The following is a 17,694-nucleotide window of genomic DNA, read 5'->3' on the forward strand; positions in this document are numbered from 1 at the left end:
TGCTTTTATTTACCCGTTGAGGATTGGGAGATCCGAAATCATTGTAGCAAGATTAATTCGTATTGAACAATCTTTTTATTGTAGTGCCAAACTGTGGCTGAATTATTGATTTATTAAGGTTATTCCAATTTAAATCGCCTGCTTTGGCGGTAACTAGTTCAAGTTATTTTCTAAGCTGGCGCCCTAACAAAGGAATATATTCCACACAATTGTGAGACAAAGAGAAAATATTTTAAAAAAAATTACACAAAAACATTCAACTTATGAATTTTAATTTTTCCATTTTAGCAAGAATAATAATTGTAATTATTATTATAGGTTTTTCTTCCTGCAATAGCGGTAGTAATTCAATACCAGAAAAAGAGGTTAAGGACAGTGTTGTAAAAGAAAATAACAAAATAGATTTAAAACCTGTTGGTGCCGTACCTGCGTGGGGGCCATCTATTAAACCAGAAATGGCAGTAGTTATTGAGAAATTAGTAAGTCTTGGAGGTAAACCTATTGAAACATTGTCTGCACAAGAAGCTCGTATGCAGCCAACCCCAACTGATGCAGTCATGGGTGTTATGAAAGACAATAGGGTGGAAATACCGCCTGCCCTTTGTGATACAATGGGAAAAGATATACCTGTGACATCCGGAACTGTGCATGCAAGGATTTATACACCAAAAACAGGTAAAGCACCGTTTCCAGTAATTGTATATTATCATGGTGGTGGATGGGTGATTGCAGATAATAATGTATACAGCGCCAGCGCACAATCTTTATGCGAGATGACAAATGCGATAGTTGTATCCATTGAATATCCTAAAGGGCCTGAGCATAAATTTCCTGCGGCTCATGTTGCTTCTTTTGATGCTTACAAATGGATTATATCAAATGCCACATCTATGAATGGCGACTCTTCTAAAGTGGCAGTTGTTGGCGAAAGCGCCGGTGGTAATCTTGCTGCGAATATTTCTATTATGGCACGCGACAATAAAATTAAAATGCCAGTATATGAAGTATTGATCTACCCGGTTGCAAATAACGATATGATGAGTGAAAGCTATATTAAATATGCAGAAGCAAAACCGTTAAACAAAGCTATGATGGTGTGGTTTGTAAAAAACGAATTAAGTACAACTGCCCAGTCTGCAGATCCGCGTATTAGTTTAGTAAAGGCAAACCTATCCGGGATGCCGCCTACCTTAATTATTGGAGCAGAAATAGATCCTTTACAATCCGAAGGAAAATTATTAGCGGATAAATTTAAAGCAGCAAATGTTGATACCGATTATGAACTATATAATGGAGTTACACACGAATTCTTTGGAATGGCTGCTATAGTTCCACAAGCAAAAGAAGCACAAGAATTGGCCGTTAAAAAATTAAAAAAGTTTTTTGAAAAAGAATAATTCTATTAGTATTATTTTCTATTCAATTTATTAGAGGAAATTATTTTGTTTATTCTAGTTAAAGGATATATAATTTAAAATAAACACTTTGAGTAAACTTTGATATGCTTCCTTTTGAATATTGAAAGTTACCAAACTTTACGTGGCCAAATATTTGGAATAATTAGACATGCTAACTCCAATTTTCATTTATAATATAAGATACTAAATAATAAACCTCGTCAGGTGATGTAGGTTTACTTATAAAATGTGCAGCCCCTAATTTCTTAAGTTCGATTGACTCTTTAACCTCTCTTGAAGTTGTATATATTAGTACGGGAATATTCATTATTCTAGGATCTTTTTTAATTTCTTCTAAACACTTTTGACCGCTTATACCAGGCATTCTTAGATCAAGAATAATAATATCGGGTAGCATGATTGCTTCATTTTTTAAAATAGTTAGAGCTTCCTGTGCATTAGCCGCACTATTGCATGTTATTGCTTTATCTACCTCCATTACTGCATCAGAAAATAATTTTCTATCATCCTCATCATCATCTACTAGTAAAATTGTAATATGTTCTTTCATAAAATATATTTATTGTTTTAAAGGAAGAATAACGCGAAATTGTGTGCCTTCTCTTTCTCCACTATCGGCATATATTGCGCCATGATGATTGACTACAATTTTTTTGCATAGCGCCAATCCAATACCCGTGCCTTCAAATTGTTCTTTTGAATGTAGCCTCTGGAAGATTAAAAAGATTTGTTCAGAAAATTGTTTGTCAAATCCGATACCATTATCACTGAATATAATCTCACAATAAGAGGAATTAATATTTAAGTTGTCATCACTTTTTATATCAGCTGATGTCAGATTTTTGCAGGTGATGTTTATTATTGGAACAACACGAGGTTTTGAAAATTTAAGTGCATTACTGATTAAGTTATAAAAAAGTTGATTGATCTGTAAGGGTATGGCCTCAATTATAGGCAACTCATCATAAGTTATTAAGGCAGTCTTTTCTTTTATAAGCAGATCAAAATCATCTATAACAAACTGCATTATTTGATTCAAATCCGTTTTTTCAAAGACGTTTTCAGAATCTATGATCCTTGAAATATTTAGTACATCTTTAATAAGCATCGACATTCGCTCAGCAGATAGATTGATCTTATTTATTAATTCTTTTGCTTGCCCTTTTATTTCATTGCTATGACGTCTATTTAAAATATTTGCAAAGGTTCTTATTTTTCTAAGTGGCTCCTGCAGATCATGTGACGCTATTGCTGCAAATTGTTCCAGGTTTTCATTAGAATGTTTAAGTAACTTATTTGCGGTTTCAAGTTCAACTGTTCTTTCACTAACCAATTGTTCCAGCTTGCCCATAAAGTCTTTCTTCTCAGCTTCAATTCTTTTTATTTCAGTCACATCTTCAATAGCCACTAAAACTAATTGTTCTGTATTATCTTTTATAAATATGCGGTTGGCATTTAAAAGCATTATTCTTTCACCAATTGCTTTAAACTCCTGGTTAATTTCAAGGCTTGTAATTTTTTTCTCATCGTATAAAATTTTATCCAGCAAAGAACGTAAGGCAGGTATATTCCATTGTCTATCTCCTATTTCAAAAAAAGACTTACCTTCTGTTTCTTCTTCACTTGTTCTGAATTTTTTATAATAAGAATTGTTAGCACTTTTAACCACCAGATTTTTATCCAATATTATCAAAGGTTCTCTCACAGTAGCAATAATTGATTCTGCATATATGCGTGCAATATTCAATTGTTCATTGCGATCAAACAGTTCCTGATTTAAAGTGGTTAGTTCTTCATTGGTACTTTGTATTTCTTCTTTCGAAGTTTCTAGTTCTTCATTCAAACTTTGCAGTTCTTCGCTTCCGGATAAAAGTTCTTCATTAGCACTTTGCAACTCTTCGTTAATTGCTTCCTGGTCTTCAGTTATACTTCGCATATTTTCCCGAGCAAGAGCAAGTTCGTTTTCAAGCATCTGTATGCGGGCATTTTCAACACTTTGTTTTGATTCCGAAGAGGGAGCATTGTATAAGTGTCTTTCTGTGGATAGCGGAACTTCATTAAAAAGGATTAAATAGTAAGGATCAGCGGTTTTTAATAAAGGAATTACTTCAATGGTTACTAATTGCTGTTGTCCCATAAATTGTAACGGAACATTTTCTTTAATAAATGGCTTGCTTTCGATTTTTGCTTTATGTAACGCATTTCTTAATTCAAATGCAAGACCTTCTCTGGCCATTTTTAATAAATTTAAATTTGGCTTGCCAGGACTCGGCTCTAGCCACGTTCCTGTTGATCCACGGAATTGAACAATTTCCATTTGATCGTTTATAACCACACCTGCCGGTGTATATTTTGATAATAAAATATCATCTGCATTTTTTTGAAAATCATCTTTAGCAGGTTCTTTTGCAGTTGATGTAACTTTCTTTTCAAAAAGTTTTTCATTTCTCATGCTTATGCTATGCAGAAACCTTTCAGAAATAGCTTTTCTTACATATATTTTCTCATTCTTACTAAAAACTGTGAATAAATCGGCAGCCGGGCTTACTGTTTCAGATTTACCAAGCAATAAATATCCATTTTCATTTAATGCATAATGGAAAGTAACAAGTGCTTTTTTTTGTAGAAAGGCTTCCATGTATATTAATACGTTTCTACAACTTATTAGGTCCATTTTTGCAAAGGGAGGATCCTTTAAAAAATTGTGTGTTGCAAACACACACATATCTCTTATAAACCTGTTGACCTGGAAACCTCCATTCACTTTAATAAAATATTTTTCCAGGTGTTCTGCAGAAAGGTGCGTTATATCTTTTTTAGTATACATTCCACTGCGTGCCTTAGTAATTGATTTTTCAGAAATGTCAGTTGCAAATATTTGTATTTTAATATCAGTTGCTTTTGCACCTAAGTAATCATGAAGACACATTGCAATGGAATATGCTTCTTCACCAGTAGAGCATCCCGCAACCCAGATACGCAATGGATTATTACTTTCACGTTTCTTTGCAATAGAAGGGAATATTTTTTCACAAAGAGTATCAAACGTTTTTTTATCTCTAAAAAAATCTGTCACTGGAATAAGTAAATCGAGGTATAGAATATCCTGCTCCTGTTTATTTTTTTTAAGAAAAAGATGATATTCTAAAACACTTTCAATCTTATTTAATCCCATCCTGCGAATAATACGACGATGAATAGTGGTTTGTTTATAATAAGTAAAATCTGTGCCTTTGCGCACACGAAGCAAAGAAAGTATTTGACGAAAAGTATCTTCCTTTGTTAGTTGTAATTCCTTTTCATCACCTGCACCATCATTATTAAAAGTTTGGTTTAATTTAGATAATTGCAAAGCAATATCTTCAGGCGCCAATATAAAATCTACTACATCTGCATCTATAGCACTTTGCGGCATGGCATCATACGCCGCTGATTCCTGGTCCTGTGCAAATGTAATGCCACCATGGTCTTTAATAGCCTTTAGCCCGAGAGTGCCATCAGATGCTGTGCCGGATAAAATAATACCAATAGCATGGCTTTCGTGCACTTCTGCCAATGATTTAAAAAATACATCAATTGGCATATTCTTTTCGCTCCTTGGTGGACGGGGACTTAATTGAAGAATTCCATCTGTTGCAGTAAGCAATCTATTAGAAGGGATTATGTAAATATGATTAGGTTCAACCTGAACATTATCTGTAATTTCCTGAACCGGTATGTTAGTTACTTTTTGTAATAAGCTTGTTAACAGGCTTTCGTGTGTAGGTTCGAGATGCTGCACTAAAATAAAGGCCATTCCAGAATCTGAAGGAATAGCTTTTAGCAATCTTTTAAATGCGTCCAATCCTCCTGCCGATGCACCAACGCCTACAACAGGAAATAGATTTGAGGAAGGTTGTTTTATTTTGTCTTTATTTGGTAATGCTGCCATTAAGATTATTGCTTTTAGAAAGTATTTTAACAATCATGTTACAAATCCTCCAACTTCTTTCTGTTTTTATGCTCTAATTTTTTAAAATTAGAAGGAGAAACACCCGTTATTTTTTTAAACTGATGTGATAAATGCGCTATGCTGCTGTATTGCATTTTCCATGCGATCTGTGTAATATTGAGATCACTGGAAGTTAAAAGCTCTTTCACTGCCTCAATCTTATGCAATATAAAATAATGTTCAATGGTAATTCCTAAAGTGCTGGAAAAGATGTTGGAAAGATATGTATAATCATATCCTAACTGCTGGCTTAAATACACAGAAAAGTTTATTGCTAAAGGTTCTTCCGAATAATGGATAAGATTAATAATTGTTGTCTTTACTTTTTCAATTAAGATGCTTTTTTTATCTTCTATTAATTCAATACCGGACTGCTTTAATGCATTATTTAATTCATCTAGTTTTTCTATGTCGGCATTTTCTTCAATTTCAGCCTCTCCAAGTTTTATAGATTTATGGTGTAAGCCCAACTTTTCCAATTCAGCTTGTACATGCATTATGCACCTCTTACTTACCATATATCTAAAATAAAGTATCATTTATAACGTAGTTGAACAAATAATTATCAGAAGCCAACATTATACCTATTACTCTTTATGTTAAAAAATAGGCAATAAGTGTGAATTATGCAAATAATGGGAAAAAGCATATAATTCTTAAAATTTAACAGCACGTATCTTTGCCTTGGTTTTTCATAGGATATTGGATTTTAAAACGGGGTTGTATTTTTATACTGACCCTTTTTTATTTTATATCTTTTAATAAATGTACTCTTTGTTATTGTTAAGTGCGAATTATGCAAATTTTTTATAAAATTATATAAGAGTTAAAAAGTGATAGAATTTAATTTTATTTCTTGATTAATTCTAATGAAAATTACTTTACAACCGCTTATTGATTTTATCACAGACTTTAATTTGAATACAGCTGAAGTTGTTTCATTCAATGCTAAAATTTGCTTTTCTTCAACATTCTTTTCAACAATAGTAGAAGGTAATGTGGAGATTATAAACATCCATGGCAAAAACATAAATGTGGTATACCTGCTTGGTGAAGATATTGAAAAGTATGGTGTTCCAAATATGTTTGAAGACGAGCACCATAAAATTGAATATCAGCCTAACGACTGCGTAATAGTTAAAGGTCGTTCTGAATCTTTTGATAATTATACAATAAAAATATATCCAGAAAAAATGCTTCAAAAATAAAGCATATACAATTTTACTTTTACCGCTTTAATGATCTTGAAATGTGAATTATGCAAACTTATTCAGAATTATATAATACTTAAAAAAACAATAAAACTTACTTTTATTTACTAATATTTCATTGGATATTTATTGAAATATACGTTTTATGTTAATTAAAAATGAAAAATGTAGCCGCATAAATTTAAGGGTTTAAATGAATTCCATTGTTAAATATAAAGAAGAAGAACTTTTAGTTTTATTAAAATCTAAAGACCGGTTATCATTTGAATATTTATATGATAATTACTGTGGATCGTTATATGGAATTATAATGAAAATTATTGGAGATAAAGAAATTGCTGACGAAGTATTACAAGACGTTTTTCTTAATGTATGGAAGCGTATTGAAAGTTATGATCCTTTAAAAGGTACACTATTTACCTGGATGTTAAGTATTAGCCGCAATTTAGCTATTGACTATATGCGCTCCAAGGCTCATAAAAAACATCAAAGAAATTGTCTCCTTTCCGAGGAAATATTTTTTTGTAGTAATGTTTTTTCAGTTAATATAAATATTGATACTATTGGAATAAAGAAAGCAATAGGAAAACTAAGTCCTGAATATGAAAATTTAATAGATATGGTTTATTTCAAGGGATTTACTCAACGAGAGATTGCAGAAATACTTGAAATACCATTAGGTACAGTTAAAACTAAATTAAAGAGGTCATTGATACAATTGCGGGTGTGTTTATTTAAATATGATTTTGTTCAAAAAATTGATATGGAATTTTCTAATCAAATGACTGCCTAGTTTATAGGCTATATGAGCTTGATTTTTTAAAAGGACATTTCAAAAAATTATAATTGATTCTGGAACTTTTGTGTTGTTATTATCGTAAGTATTATATGCAATTTATAGATCGTGTTTTACAGGTTCCCTCTTACGGATGGAAAGATAAAAATGGGGATTTAATTGTTCCTTCAAAAAAACAGCTTTTTACAGAAGCATTTTTCAGGATTAATATATTCGTTTCAAAGAAAAACTGGATTTCGTTATTAAGCTGGTTAATGGCAATATGCATGATGCCATTCTTTCTTATCTTTTTATTTAAATATTTTTCCTTAAAGCTAGTGTTAGTACTGATAGTTTACAGCATGATTGTAATGAGTGTTCATGCTACTATCTGGTTTCATCGGTATTGTACTCATAAGTCATATACATTCCGTAATTCTTTTTGGCGTTTTATTACGCAGAATCTTGTATTGAAAACTTTTCCTGAAGAAATATATGTAGTTTCTCATCATGTCCATCATGCTAAATCAGATATGCCTGGTGATCCTTATAATCCTAAAGGTGGCTTTATGTATTGTATGCTGTCAGATGTTAATCATCAAAGCATAGCAAAAAATTTGAGTGAGGATGATTATAGTAGAGCAGCTAGCTTTTTAAAGCATACCGGTGTGAGTATTAATAATTATGCTCAATATTGTAAATGGGGTTCAATCGCATCGCCTTATTATACAATTGCTTTATGGATAACAAATTGGGCCGTGTGGTTTATTATATTTTATCTAATTGGTGGCTTTGGATTAGTATGCACAATGTTTAGCGGAGGAATGTTTTGGTTTATATTCGTTCGCGCTTTTAATTATACTGGCCATGGTAAAGGAAAAGAAAAGCACCTTGATGGAATTGATTTTGATCGAAGAAATCTTTCAATAAATCAAACGCGGCCTGGTATCTTTTCTGGCGAATGGCACAATAATCATCACTTATATCCCGGAAGTGCAAGAGCAGGCTTTCTCAAGTATCAACTAGATTTGGCATGGGTGTATATTTGGATTATGAAAAAGTTAGGTGCAGTATCTTCTTATCATGATTCTAAAAAAGAATTTCTAAAAAAATATTTTAATCGTAATAGATAACAAATCCGTAACTCTTGAAAATGTTTTATAATTATCTTCAATAAAAATCTTATTGTTGACAATGTGAAATTAAAAAATGCTAATTCATGCCCATTCCTGCATTAATACATTGAAACTAGGCAAATCAGAGAAATTTCTTAACATTTCTGTATATCTAATTTAGTCTTTTAGATAAAAGACATTTTTTGTATATAAATTCTAAGGGGTAGTTAGATTATAGATATAAAGTATAAACAAAACCTGCCAACTTTCAGGAACAACTTTAGTATATTTAAAAATATGATAAGACAATCCAAACATTTCAGGTGTACTATTTTGCCGTAAAGTAGGTGTTTGAAGTAGCATTATTTGTAAAATTTTTTGTTTTTTTAGTTTAGTATTATGTTGGCATAGAATTTATTTATACTAAGTATTAAATAAATTTTTATGAAATCATTATTGTTAACTTTTGCAATGGGAATTTTAATTTCTTCATCCTGCTTTTGTCAGGTAAAAAAAACTGATACTTCACGAAGTATAAATTCATCAAAATATAAAAAAGGGAAAAATAAAGCTGTTAATAACAAAACTGCTATGGATTCAATTCCTCCTATATCAGATAGTAATAAAACTAAGCCATCTGGAGGTTTTACGCCTGGAATAAATACTTTTCCAAACAATACAAGCCCAGATGTCCCTGTGCCATCTAATACACCAAGTACTGCACCGAGTACTTCTCCCGGAAACCCTCCTAGTAAATCTCAACAAACAACTGCACCTTTTTAATAACTAAGAAATAAGTTTGTGTCTTCTAATTAAAATAACAGCTGATTTATCTTAATTACAGACTATTTATTGATTAAGCACTTAAATGAATAAATATGAGTTACGATGATAAGAGAAAATACCTCTTGCTGATAGGCGGGTAAAAATTATGTAGAAGTTGGAAATTGAATATTGGTGTGAAAACTTAGAAATAACAAGAGAATAGCTAATAGATTTAGTAGGAATTGTTGGAACTTGAGCAGAGAAAGTAAAGGATATTTTAGAAAGGAATCTAAAAAAGCAAAACTTTAATTTCCTTAATGTTACGCAACTCGATATTATTTTAGATATACTTTAGAGCTACTTTAGATCTACGTATGTATACGTTCGATGATTGAGGAGAAAGTATTAATCTTCAATCCTCATTGTGCAGATAAAAATACTCAAAAATGAAATAAATATCAAAACTTGTAGCAGTTTTATACTCTGGGCTATTTTACTTTATATTGTTTAAGTGGAGGAAGAGAACAAGTGTTGCTACTATAACGAGTTGAGAATGTAGTGCTATAGTAAGAGTTGCTATTTGTAATATTTACATTTTTTTATTTCCTTATCTGTACATAATTACTAGAAAACGTTACATGATTAATAGTTATGTAATATCACAGGCTAAAACAGAATTTGGAATAAATCGAACAAGATTAATTTCATATAATAATTTGAGTAATGGATGGCTGTTACAATATAAAACAAAGAATAAAAAACCTTTATCAATTAAGTGATGAGCGGTTTGCTTATTATTCATTTGTTACAATAGTGAAAGAAATTCTGGAAGAAATTAATAATAAAAAAAATGACTCATTCGATAACAAGGAAAAGCAAATTTTATCGGTTACTTGCGAAAAGATTAACCTCACTCTTAATAAAGAGGTGTGGTATATAATCAATAAAGAAAACGAAATGAAGAGAAAAAATGCTCCTGCTAAAAGAGTTACTGAACATAGTGATTTGATAAAAAAAGCAATTAAAATGTTGGAACTTGATTTGGAAGAATTGTATATTTTAACCACTTAAAAAACTTCTTTAAACCTTATTATAAGTATACAAATTTTGAAGGTGATAATGCAAGTGAAGGTTGTTTATTCAAAATATGGTTTTTCATAAAGGCAAGACTTGGAGAAAATAAGTATTAAAGTATAGAATGGAATGAAGTGATTGTCAAATAAAACATGATATCCCTTAGAGATATTCTGATTTAAATAGAATTTGATTAGAATGTCAAAAATAGAAGGAAAGAGATATAAAGTAATAAAGTTAGTTTGATGGATGGAACAAGTGCAACTCTTATTCTATACAATTCTGTTACTAATTTTATTGTAAAACAAATTTCAACTTAGACAATGTAAAATGAAAACAAATTCATTTCAGAATTTACTTAGAATAGCGCTTGGTTTGTTTATGATTTTTGCCGGAGTTAGTCATTTAACATGCCAACGACAGGAATTTCAGGCTCAAGTACCCAAATGGTTATCAACTGATACTTCCTTTATAGATTTTATAGTAATATCTTCAGGAGTAGTAGAAATCATGCTTGGGTTATCAATGATTTTGTTTGTAAAACACCAAATGAAAGTAGGAATAGCGTTAGCAATTTTTTATGTATTTGTATTTCCTGGAAACATATCTCAATACACCAACAAAATAAATGCCTTTGGTTTAAATACAGATCAAAAACGATTCATAAGGTTATTTTTTCAACCCATTTTAATATTTTTTGCTTTATGGTCGACAGGTAGTTTATCATTTACTAAACTGAAAAAAGATAAGGCTAGAATACTGAATTCATAAAATAATAATTTTACCGAGATATTTTCAGCAAATAATTATAGCGTGAAATGATAAAGTAGAAAGGAATATAAAGTATTGCATGGACAATTGTTTCTGGAAATCTTCCGACAAGTTCAGGGACCGGGTTGGTGCTTGTTGATTAGGGATCTATTATTCCCATATAAGAGCCATTTGATTGGAAAGTGGTTATTAGACCGCAAATCACAACAGGAAAGTGTTAGGATAATGTTCAGTTTCTTACTGTAGTCAATCTCCATTTAATTGTTTAACTGCAATTAGTATTAATTCACTCTTATTTTTGATATTATGAAGTGAATTCACGAGAAAAATAATTTTCCGGTGAATATAATCTGTGAAAATAAGAATTTACACGAGGATTAATGAAAAATTTATCTTTTTTGATAGACATTGCTATCGTCAGTTTTATATAAAGTCTTAAGTTGATTCTTAAGATGATTTATTACTAAATCTTTTTCTCTATTTGACAACGCATGCGTATTTATCTCAGATTGAAGTAAAATGATTTCTGCTTTCAAGAGTTCATTAATAGACTTTTGTTGATAGTAATTCTTGCTTTTAATATAAATAGCAAGACCAGAACCTGCTATTAAAATTCCTGCTATAATTAGAATATTTCTTTGAGTATAATTTATTTTAACTTTTTTAAGGATGTCCATAAGTTCACAATTAGTCATTGTATAAAATTTTATGAATATTAGAAATAGGATTAGATATAATAGAATGTTTTAAATAAAAAGAAGTCAATATGCCGTCCTTACTGATTGAATAGTTTAAAGCTTCTGTTAATAAAATTTCATAATTATCCAAATCCTTTGTAGTCACAGAGTATCCAGTTTTCTTTATTAAAAAATCTATTCTGGTTGTAATTGCTTTATGTTTCATAATCAATGCAGAATAAGTATCTCTTTCTGGCTTATCTTTTTTTCGATGAAAAGAAGTTTTACAATCTCTAACATTTCGGTCCTGATCATATGTTATAGGGCAAAATTCGCGAGTACCATGTTCTTGATCTGGAATAGGAGCTTTACAAAACTTGCACTCTCTATTTTGGTAATAAGAAAATCTCGTGTTTTTGTTTAAAAATTCCTTTTTCATCGTGTAATTTTTTACTAATATTGACTTTAAAACATAAAAATAATGAAAAAGTATGAGTTAAAGACATATTTTATTATATTTGAACTATGAACAAAAAGCCAAAAAGCCTAAATGATGAAGCAGAAGAATTATTTTCATTTGCTGAATTTAGAAAATTCATGTTTGAAACAACCGTCCCAATTAAAGAATTGACTGATAAAAAAGGTAAACCATTAGAAAAAATATTGGCCTTTTGGAGAAGAAATGAATTACTTCCTTTTATCGCTGATGGCAAATGGGCCAAAATGAGTTTTGCTCAATTATTCTGGTTAAGAATATTAGATGATCTTCGGGAGATCAGTTTTCCGGTTGATAAAATGAAATTGATATGCAACTATTTTTTTAAAGATGCGTATGATAATAACTTGCCGGAAAGAAATATAAGAAAGAATAAAGAAGAGATAGAAAAGAAAATAATAGCAGGAACTCAAACACAAGAGGATGAAGAATATTTTGAACTCTTAAAATATTACCTATCAGAGCCCCCTATTCTTTATATTTTTAAATTCAGCATAAATTATCTTGTTAACCTGATTGCATCTGTTATTGCAAGTGAGAATGATGGATTTATCTATATTTTTTTCGATGGAAGAGTTGCTGAATTTATTGGACATGAAAATGTAGGACACAAAGATTTTACGCCGGATCTTACTGAACCTCATATCCAGCTTTCCATAAGTCATTATTTAAAAGAATTTATTAGAGATGAAGATATTTCTAGTTTATTAATGCCACAGCTTTTAAATGAAGATGAAATCAAAGTGCTTAGGGAGATGCGGCGTAATAACATCAAAGAAATTACTATTTACAGAATAAATGATAAAAAAAACTTTCAAATCCAAAGCTCCAAAGAAGGTATTTTATCTAAAGAAAAAACACTGCAGTTAAAAGAGATTCTTGGATTGAAGAATTATGAAAGAATTACTATTGACACTATGGATGAAAAAACATTGTCTTTTAAAATGACGAGGAAAAAAATATAATGGTTCTGATTACCTCAGGCCTATGGTAGAACCCCGGCGTATTTTGTTTTTGACCAAGTGCGCCTTAAGGGTGAAAAATGAAAAATAAAAATGCAGCTTATGTAAAAAGTAAATTAGAAAATGACACTATAAATAAATTTGTAAAAGAGCCTTCTCTTGAAGAACAACTGGAAGTATTTACAGATATTCTCATTGATATTTACATTGAATCAAAAAATGAAAAACAAAAATTCAATCAACGCTCTTGAATCTTTGCTGGAACAGCAGACGATTAAACAACACGTTAGTTTACCAAAAAGAAAAGGAAATTACTGCGTTATTTATACCAGAGTCAGCACACAGGAGCAAGCTGAAAACAATGGAAGCCTTGAAGTTCAAAAAAAATTGTGTGACGAATATGCGGGTCGGAATAAATATTTGGTGCAGGAATATTTTGGAGGCCGGTATGAAAGTGCTCAAACAGATGGCAGAAAAGAATTTCAAAGAATGCTTGCGTATGTCAGAAAACAAAAAGATATTACCAGTATCATAGTATTTAATTATGATCGATTTTCCCGAACAGGAGCAGCTGCCGCTAAATTAAGCGAAGACCTAAGGAAAGAAGGCATTGTCGTGAAGTCTGTAACGCAGGATATTGATACTTCTACCGCTTCAGGAAGGTTACAGGAGAATTTTTTTCATTTGCTGAATCATTTTGATAACCGTGCAAAAAGTGACCGTACGAGCATCAATACTCGGGAAGTAATGCTAAAAGGCTATTGGCCTTATCCTACTCCTGTAGGATATAATAACTTAAAGAAAAAACAACGGGCCTGTTTTCATGAATATATAATTACCGATGAAGGCAGAGAACTAAAAAAGGCATTCATTTTAAAAGCAGAAGGGAAATTAAGCAATAAAGAAATTATAAAACGTTTGAGTGCGAAGGGAGTGAGAATTAATGAGAAGAATTTCCGTTGGATTATATCTAACCCTTTTTATGCCGGTTATGTAACTGGGAAATTGGTAGAAGGTAAACTTATAAAAGGCAAACACCCGGCATTAGTAGATTTAAAAATATTTTTAAATGCTAATAAGATATTGCAACTAACTCCATGCGCCGGTATTCCAAAGCAAAGTAAACATGAAGAAGTCCCTTTAAAAATATTTGCAAAAGATGAACTGAGTAAACTTCCTTTTACAGGATATAAAACCAAAGGGAATTGGTATTATAAGACTAAAAATGCTGAAACTCCTGTAAATATATCTGCTAAAAAATTGAATTCACTATTTATAAATAATCTTGAACAAATCGAATATGATAAGAAGCAAAAAGAGTCATTAAAAAAATTATTACTTCAGAAACTAAAAAACACAATCCATCAATCCCTAGAAGATAGCAAACTACTCAAAAAAAAGATAACTGAAAAACAAGCACAGTTGAATAAGATGGAAGAAAGGTATGTTTTGGGGGAAATTTCTAGGGAGCTATATGATAAATATGCTTTAAAGTATGCAGATGAATTGAAGGTTTTGAGTGAGAATTTGAATCATAATGACATTGACGGTTCGAACCTTGATAATGCAGTTGAGAAATGCTTATTTATAGCACAGAATTTAAGCTCTGCATGGCTTTCAGCCTCATTTGAAAATAAACAGAGATTACAAAAGCTAGTTTATCCTGAAGGAATTATGTATAATAAGGATAAATGCATAGTTCGAACTCCAAAGATCAATAGCTTATTTGCAGCAATTGAGCCGCTGAAGAGGATTTTGGAGGAAAATAAAAAAGGCAATTCGAGTGTGAATTGCCTAAAATCTAATTGTGTGCCCAGAACAGGAATCGAACCTGCACATCCTTGCGAACGGCAGATTTTGAGTCTGCTGCGTCTACCAATTCCGCCATCTGGGCATCTGAATTGGGCTGCAATATTACGTTATCATTCCGTTCTGTCCAAAATGCGTTGCAGATATTTTTTTTGGTAATAATATGCTTTCAGGCGGAGTAATTGTTCTTCAGTAGCTAAACCGTCATTATAATTTTCAATAAGTGGCTTTATCTCGTTGTATAAACCTTCTGTATAGGTTTCAGCTTTTAGCTTTCTGCTTTCGGGTTCTTCTTCATTTAGTTCCATCATCTCCATCAAAAAATCGGGAGATAGTTTATATTTTTCTTCTTCCTCTAATATATTCTTTAATTGCAAAATATATTTGATCGTAGCATCTTCATTTTGTAAAACTTTTAATGCTTTGTTTATGGAAGATGATATTTCTAATGCCTGCTGCTGTTCCTCTTCCGATAATTGTGTATAAAAATCGGGATGATATTTCCTTTGCAGCTCCGCGTATTTTTTTGATAAAAAAGATCGGTCATTTTTTATGCTGACAGGAATTTCAAATAATTCAAAATAATTCATATGCAAATGTATAGATAGAAACGGGATGGCGTAGTTCAAATGCTGCTTTCATCATCTTTGAAATACAAACAATAAATGATAAATTACAGTAAATAACGATGAATGCTTACAATAGGGCTTATACGAGAGGGTAAAGTTCCTGCCGATAATCGTGTGGCATTAACTCCTGCGCAATGCCGATGGCTGCATAAAAATTCACCGGAAATTAAGATCATTGTTCAGCACAGCGCATCACGTTGTTTTAGCGATAATGATTATACAAGAGCAGGTATTGAAGTAAAAGAAGATCTAAGAGAGTGTGATATTTTATTAGGTATAAAAGAAGTACCGGTTGATATGCTGATCCCAAATAAGACCTATTTGTTTTTTTCTCACACCAAAAAAATGCAGCCGCATAATCAAAAGATGTTTGCTGCTATTTTGCAAAAAGAAATTACACTGATAGATTATGAATGCCTGGAACATGAAGATGGTCAGCGTATAATTGGCTTTGGGTTTTTTGCCGGCATAGTAGGCGCTCACAATGGCATGATGGCTTATGGCAATCGCATGCAATTATACCAGCTGCAACGGGTATACGAAAACAAAGATTACCGGCAATTGATACATACTTATTTTGGATTGAAGATACCTGCAATAAAAATTGCTGTTACCGGTAGTGGGCGTGTAGCACATGGGGTAGTAGAAGTAATGAATCTGATGGGCATTACGGAAGTGGAACCGGATGAATACCTGGAAAGAAAATTTGCTTATCCTGTATATGTGCAATTAAAAGGAGCCGATCTATACACACACAATCAGACCAAAACATACAAAAGAGAAGATTTTCATTTGCATCCGGGTAATTACAGAAGTCGCTTCCTTCCTTATTCACATTGTACCGATATTTTAATAAACGGCGTTTATTGGAGCGATGATGTGCCGCGTTTGTTTGAATTATCGGATATCAATGAAACGTTTACTATACAAACCATTGCTGATATCTCAGATGATGAAAGAGGGTCTGTTCCTATCAATATCGGAGATCAATCCATGAAAGATCCTGTGTACGGGATTGATAGAATTACCAAGCACAAAACAGCACCTTATCTTTCGAATAGTATTGATGTGATGGCAGTAAGTAATTTACCGAATGAGTTGCCAAGAGATGCCAGCCGGTATTTTGGCGAGCAATTAATTAAATATATATTGGAAGATCTGATAAAGGGTGGCAGCAGTATTATTGAAAGAGCAACGATCGTAAAAAATGGTACTATCACCAAGCCTTATGAATATCTTACTGAATACGGGAAAAGTAGTTCTTAGCTATAAATAATAATCTTTCAACAGCTCATAAAATTCTTTTGTATAATTACCATTCTCATCCTTAATAATAATTTCTTGATTAAGCGTTGCGTTTTCTTTTCTTGAAAAGATCAATATCGTTCTGAAATAAGTATGTTTAGGCGTCTGTTTTACGGCTATCTTTTTTGTAAGAAAGAATTTCAGTTTTGCGGCTTCCGTTTCAAAATAATTGGAACGATGGTAAGGAAGCAGCACTAAAAAGATGCCGTTCTTATTTAAGCGTTTATCAATGCAGTTTAATAATTCGATCAGTGTTAAAGATTCATCATGCTTTGCTTTATTTTTATTCAGATGTATCGATCTTAGATCATCCTGGTAGAATGGAGGATTAGTGAAAATGCAATCATATTTTTTATCGGTAGAGAATTTTATAATGTCAGCATGAAAAATAGTTATTTGTTCTTTCCATAACGAATTTTCAATATTTTCTTTTGCTTGTGAATAAGCGCTTTCATCAATTTCAATTGCGTCAATTTTTGTAGGATTTTTTTGTGCAACCATCAGGCTAAGTAAACCCGTGCCTGCGCCAATATCCAATGCTGTATTAAGTAATTGTGAACTTTGCATTACTTCTGCACAAGTGGCGCCAAACAAGCATCCATCGGTAGTAACTTTCATGGCACACTTATCCTGGTTAATAATGAATTGCTTGAATTGGAAATAACTATTCGGCATAACTGCAAGTTACATTGTACA

Annotated in this window: 17 protein-coding genes, 1 tRNA gene and 1 pseudogene; 11 read left to right on the forward strand and 8 right to left on the reverse strand. The window is 31.7% G+C overall.

Translation table 11 applies throughout. The features are described from left to right. Positions 1-263: 263 nt before the first annotated feature. The gene (locus K9M53_RS05250; RefSeq protein ID WP_224018580.1) at positions 264-1,397 is read left to right on the forward strand and encodes an alpha/beta hydrolase; all 1,134 of its coding nucleotides are present in this window, start codon (positions 264-266) and stop codon (positions 1,395-1,397) included. Between the two features lie 172 nt (positions 1,398-1,569). Here the strand turns inward: K9M53_RS05250 and K9M53_RS05255 are convergent, their stop codons facing one another. The 3 genes from K9M53_RS05255 to K9M53_RS05265 are packed head-to-tail and all read right to left on the reverse strand — an operon-like array spanning position 1,570 to position 5,906. After that, entirely contained in the window at positions 1,570-1,968 is a 399-nt protein-coding gene (locus K9M53_RS05255; RefSeq protein WP_224018581.1) for a response regulator, read from the reverse strand. 9 nt (positions 1,969-1,977) lie between these two features. Beyond that, positions 1,978-5,349 carry a CheR family methyltransferase gene (locus K9M53_RS05260; protein WP_224018582.1) on the reverse strand — a complete coding sequence of 1,124 codons (3,372 nt, stop codon included), beginning with the start codon at positions 5,347-5,349 and terminating at the stop codon, positions 1,978-1,980. 38 nt (positions 5,350-5,387) lie between these two features. Continuing rightward, on the reverse strand, positions 5,388-5,906 hold the full coding sequence (locus K9M53_RS05265) for a helix-turn-helix domain-containing protein (RefSeq protein WP_224018583.1): 519 nt from the start codon (positions 5,904-5,906) through the stop codon (positions 5,388-5,390). Between the two features lie 372 nt (positions 5,907-6,278). Here K9M53_RS05265 and K9M53_RS05270 point away from each other — a divergent pair, with 372 nt between their 5' ends. The 6 genes from K9M53_RS05270 (at position 6,279) to K9M53_RS05295 (ending at position 11,120) form a co-directional block, all read left to right on the forward strand. After that, positions 6,279-6,617, forward strand: coding sequence for a hypothetical protein (locus K9M53_RS05270; RefSeq protein ID WP_224018584.1), 339 nt, complete (start codon positions 6,279-6,281; stop codon positions 6,615-6,617). A 196-nt stretch (positions 6,618-6,813) separates the two neighbouring features. Then, positions 6,814-7,413: an RNA polymerase sigma factor gene (locus K9M53_RS05275; protein ID WP_224018585.1), complete on the forward strand. Its 600-nt coding sequence runs from the start codon at positions 6,814-6,816 to the stop codon at positions 7,411-7,413. A 95-nt stretch (positions 7,414-7,508) separates the two neighbouring features. Continuing rightward, positions 7,509-8,528: a fatty acid desaturase gene (locus K9M53_RS05280; RefSeq protein ID WP_224018586.1), complete on the forward strand. Its 1,020-nt coding sequence runs from the start codon at positions 7,509-7,511 to the stop codon at positions 8,526-8,528. A gap of 426 nt (positions 8,529-8,954) precedes the next feature. Beyond that, positions 8,955-9,293, forward strand: coding sequence for a hypothetical protein (locus tag K9M53_RS05285; RefSeq protein WP_224018587.1), 339 nt, complete (start codon positions 8,955-8,957; stop codon positions 9,291-9,293). 705 nt (positions 9,294-9,998) lie between these two features. Next, positions 9,999-10,346 carry a hypothetical protein gene (locus K9M53_RS05290; RefSeq protein ID WP_224018588.1) on the forward strand — a complete coding sequence of 116 codons (348 nt, stop codon included), beginning with the start codon at positions 9,999-10,001 and terminating at the stop codon, positions 10,344-10,346. Positions 10,347-10,679: 333 nt separating this feature from the next. Next, the gene (locus K9M53_RS05295; protein ID WP_224018589.1) at positions 10,680-11,120 is read left to right on the forward strand and encodes a DoxX family protein; all 441 of its coding nucleotides are present in this window, start codon (positions 10,680-10,682) and stop codon (positions 11,118-11,120) included. Between the two features lie 389 nt (positions 11,121-11,509). Here the strand turns inward: K9M53_RS05295 and K9M53_RS05300 are convergent, their stop codons facing one another. Both K9M53_RS05300 and K9M53_RS05305 read right to left on the reverse strand, forming a co-directional pair. Next, positions 11,510-11,797 carry a hypothetical protein gene (locus K9M53_RS05300; protein ID WP_224018590.1) on the reverse strand — a complete coding sequence of 96 codons (288 nt, stop codon included), beginning with the start codon at positions 11,795-11,797 and terminating at the stop codon, positions 11,510-11,512. A gap of 10 nt (positions 11,798-11,807) precedes the next feature. Further along, positions 11,808-12,236 carry a hypothetical protein gene (locus K9M53_RS05305; RefSeq protein ID WP_224018181.1) on the reverse strand — a complete coding sequence of 143 codons (429 nt, stop codon included), beginning with the start codon at positions 12,234-12,236 and terminating at the stop codon, positions 11,808-11,810. An 86-nt stretch (positions 12,237-12,322) separates the two neighbouring features. On the opposite strand from K9M53_RS05305, the gene K9M53_RS05310 reads away from it, so the two are divergent. The 3 genes and pseudogenes from K9M53_RS05310 to K9M53_RS16185 form a co-directional block, all read left to right on the forward strand. After that, positions 12,323-13,258 (forward strand): hypothetical protein, encoded by a 936-nt coding sequence (locus tag K9M53_RS05310; protein ID WP_224018179.1) that lies wholly within the window; start codon positions 12,323-12,325, stop codon positions 13,256-13,258. A gap of 77 nt (positions 13,259-13,335) precedes the next feature. After that, entirely contained in the window at positions 13,336-13,506 is a 171-nt protein-coding gene (locus K9M53_RS05315; RefSeq protein WP_224018177.1) for a hypothetical protein, read from the forward strand. Continuing rightward, positions 13,475-14,332: pseudogene (locus K9M53_RS16185) on the forward strand (recombinase family protein); the annotation flags it as partial. The gene K9M53_RS05315 and the pseudogene K9M53_RS16185, both read left to right, overlap by 32 nt. Positions 14,333-15,065: 733 nt before the next feature. Here K9M53_RS16185 and K9M53_RS05325 read toward each other — a convergent pair. Next, positions 15,066-15,149, reverse strand: a tRNA-Leu gene (locus tag K9M53_RS05325). 28 nt (positions 15,150-15,177) lie between these two features. After that, positions 15,178-15,654, reverse strand: a complete 477-nt coding sequence (gene hscB, locus K9M53_RS05330) for a Fe-S protein assembly co-chaperone HscB (RefSeq protein ID WP_224018591.1) — start codon at positions 15,652-15,654, stop codon at positions 15,178-15,180. Between the two features lie 102 nt (positions 15,655-15,756). On the opposite strand from hscB, the gene K9M53_RS05335 reads away from it, so the two are divergent. Next, the gene (locus K9M53_RS05335) at positions 15,757-16,959 is read left to right on the forward strand and encodes an NAD(P)-dependent oxidoreductase (RefSeq protein WP_224018592.1); all 1,203 of its coding nucleotides are present in this window, start codon (positions 15,757-15,759) and stop codon (positions 16,957-16,959) included. Here K9M53_RS05335 and K9M53_RS05340 read toward each other — a convergent pair whose 3' ends face one another. Further along, a complete protein-coding gene (locus K9M53_RS05340; protein WP_224018593.1) occupies positions 16,960-17,673 on the reverse strand; it encodes a tRNA1(Val) (adenine(37)-N6)-methyltransferase in 714 nt (237 codons plus the stop codon). It abuts the gene before it with no gap. Positions 17,674-17,694: the final 21 nt, after the last annotated feature.

The sequence above is a fragment of the Ferruginibacter albus genome (genome assembly GCF_020042285.1).
GTDB classification, from domain to species: Bacteria; Bacteroidota; Bacteroidia; order Chitinophagales; family Chitinophagaceae; genus Ferruginibacter; species Ferruginibacter albus.

Excerpts from the sequence above, each read along its gene's own strand:
- K9M53_RS05305 (WP_224018181.1), bottom strand. The coding sequence starts at position 12,236 with ATGAAAAAGGAATTTTTAAACAAAAACACGAGATTTTCTTATTACCAA.
- K9M53_RS05335 (WP_224018592.1), top strand. The coding sequence starts at position 15,757 with ATGCTTACAATAGGGCTTATACGAGAGGGTAAAGTTCCTGCCGATAAT.
- K9M53_RS05300 (WP_224018590.1), bottom strand. The coding sequence starts at position 11,797 with ATGGACATCCTTAAAAAAGTTAAAATAAATTATACTCAAAGAAATATT.
- K9M53_RS05310 (WP_224018179.1), top strand. The coding sequence starts at position 12,323 with ATGAACAAAAAGCCAAAAAGCCTAAATGATGAAGCAGAAGAATTATTT.
- K9M53_RS05265 (WP_224018583.1), bottom strand. The coding sequence starts at position 5,906 with ATGCATGTACAAGCTGAATTGGAAAAGTTGGGCTTACACCATAAATCT.
- K9M53_RS05315 (WP_224018177.1), top strand. The coding sequence starts at position 13,336 with ATGAAAAATAAAAATGCAGCTTATGTAAAAAGTAAATTAGAAAATGAC.
- K9M53_RS05270 (WP_224018584.1), top strand. The coding sequence starts at position 6,279 with ATGAAAATTACTTTACAACCGCTTATTGATTTTATCACAGACTTTAAT.
- K9M53_RS05275 (WP_224018585.1), top strand. The coding sequence starts at position 6,814 with ATGAATTCCATTGTTAAATATAAAGAAGAAGAACTTTTAGTTTTATTA.
- K9M53_RS05340 (WP_224018593.1), bottom strand. The coding sequence starts at position 17,673 with ATGCCGAATAGTTATTTCCAATTCAAGCAATTCATTATTAACCAGGAT.
- K9M53_RS05260 (WP_224018582.1), bottom strand. The coding sequence starts at position 5,349 with ATGGCAGCATTACCAAATAAAGACAAAATAAAACAACCTTCCTCAAAT.
- K9M53_RS05295 (WP_224018589.1), top strand. The coding sequence starts at position 10,680 with ATGAAAACAAATTCATTTCAGAATTTACTTAGAATAGCGCTTGGTTTG.
- K9M53_RS05280 (WP_224018586.1), top strand. The coding sequence starts at position 7,509 with ATGCAATTTATAGATCGTGTTTTACAGGTTCCCTCTTACGGATGGAAA.
- K9M53_RS05250 (WP_224018580.1), top strand. The coding sequence starts at position 264 with ATGAATTTTAATTTTTCCATTTTAGCAAGAATAATAATTGTAATTATT.
- K9M53_RS05290 (WP_224018588.1), top strand. The coding sequence starts at position 9,999 with ATGGATGGCTGTTACAATATAAAACAAAGAATAAAAAACCTTTATCAA.
- K9M53_RS05255 (WP_224018581.1), bottom strand. The coding sequence starts at position 1,968 with ATGAAAGAACATATTACAATTTTACTAGTAGATGATGATGAGGATGAT.
- K9M53_RS05285 (WP_224018587.1), top strand. The coding sequence starts at position 8,955 with ATGAAATCATTATTGTTAACTTTTGCAATGGGAATTTTAATTTCTTCA.
- hscB (WP_224018591.1), bottom strand. The coding sequence starts at position 15,654 with ATGAATTATTTTGAATTATTTGAAATTCCTGTCAGCATAAAAAATGAC.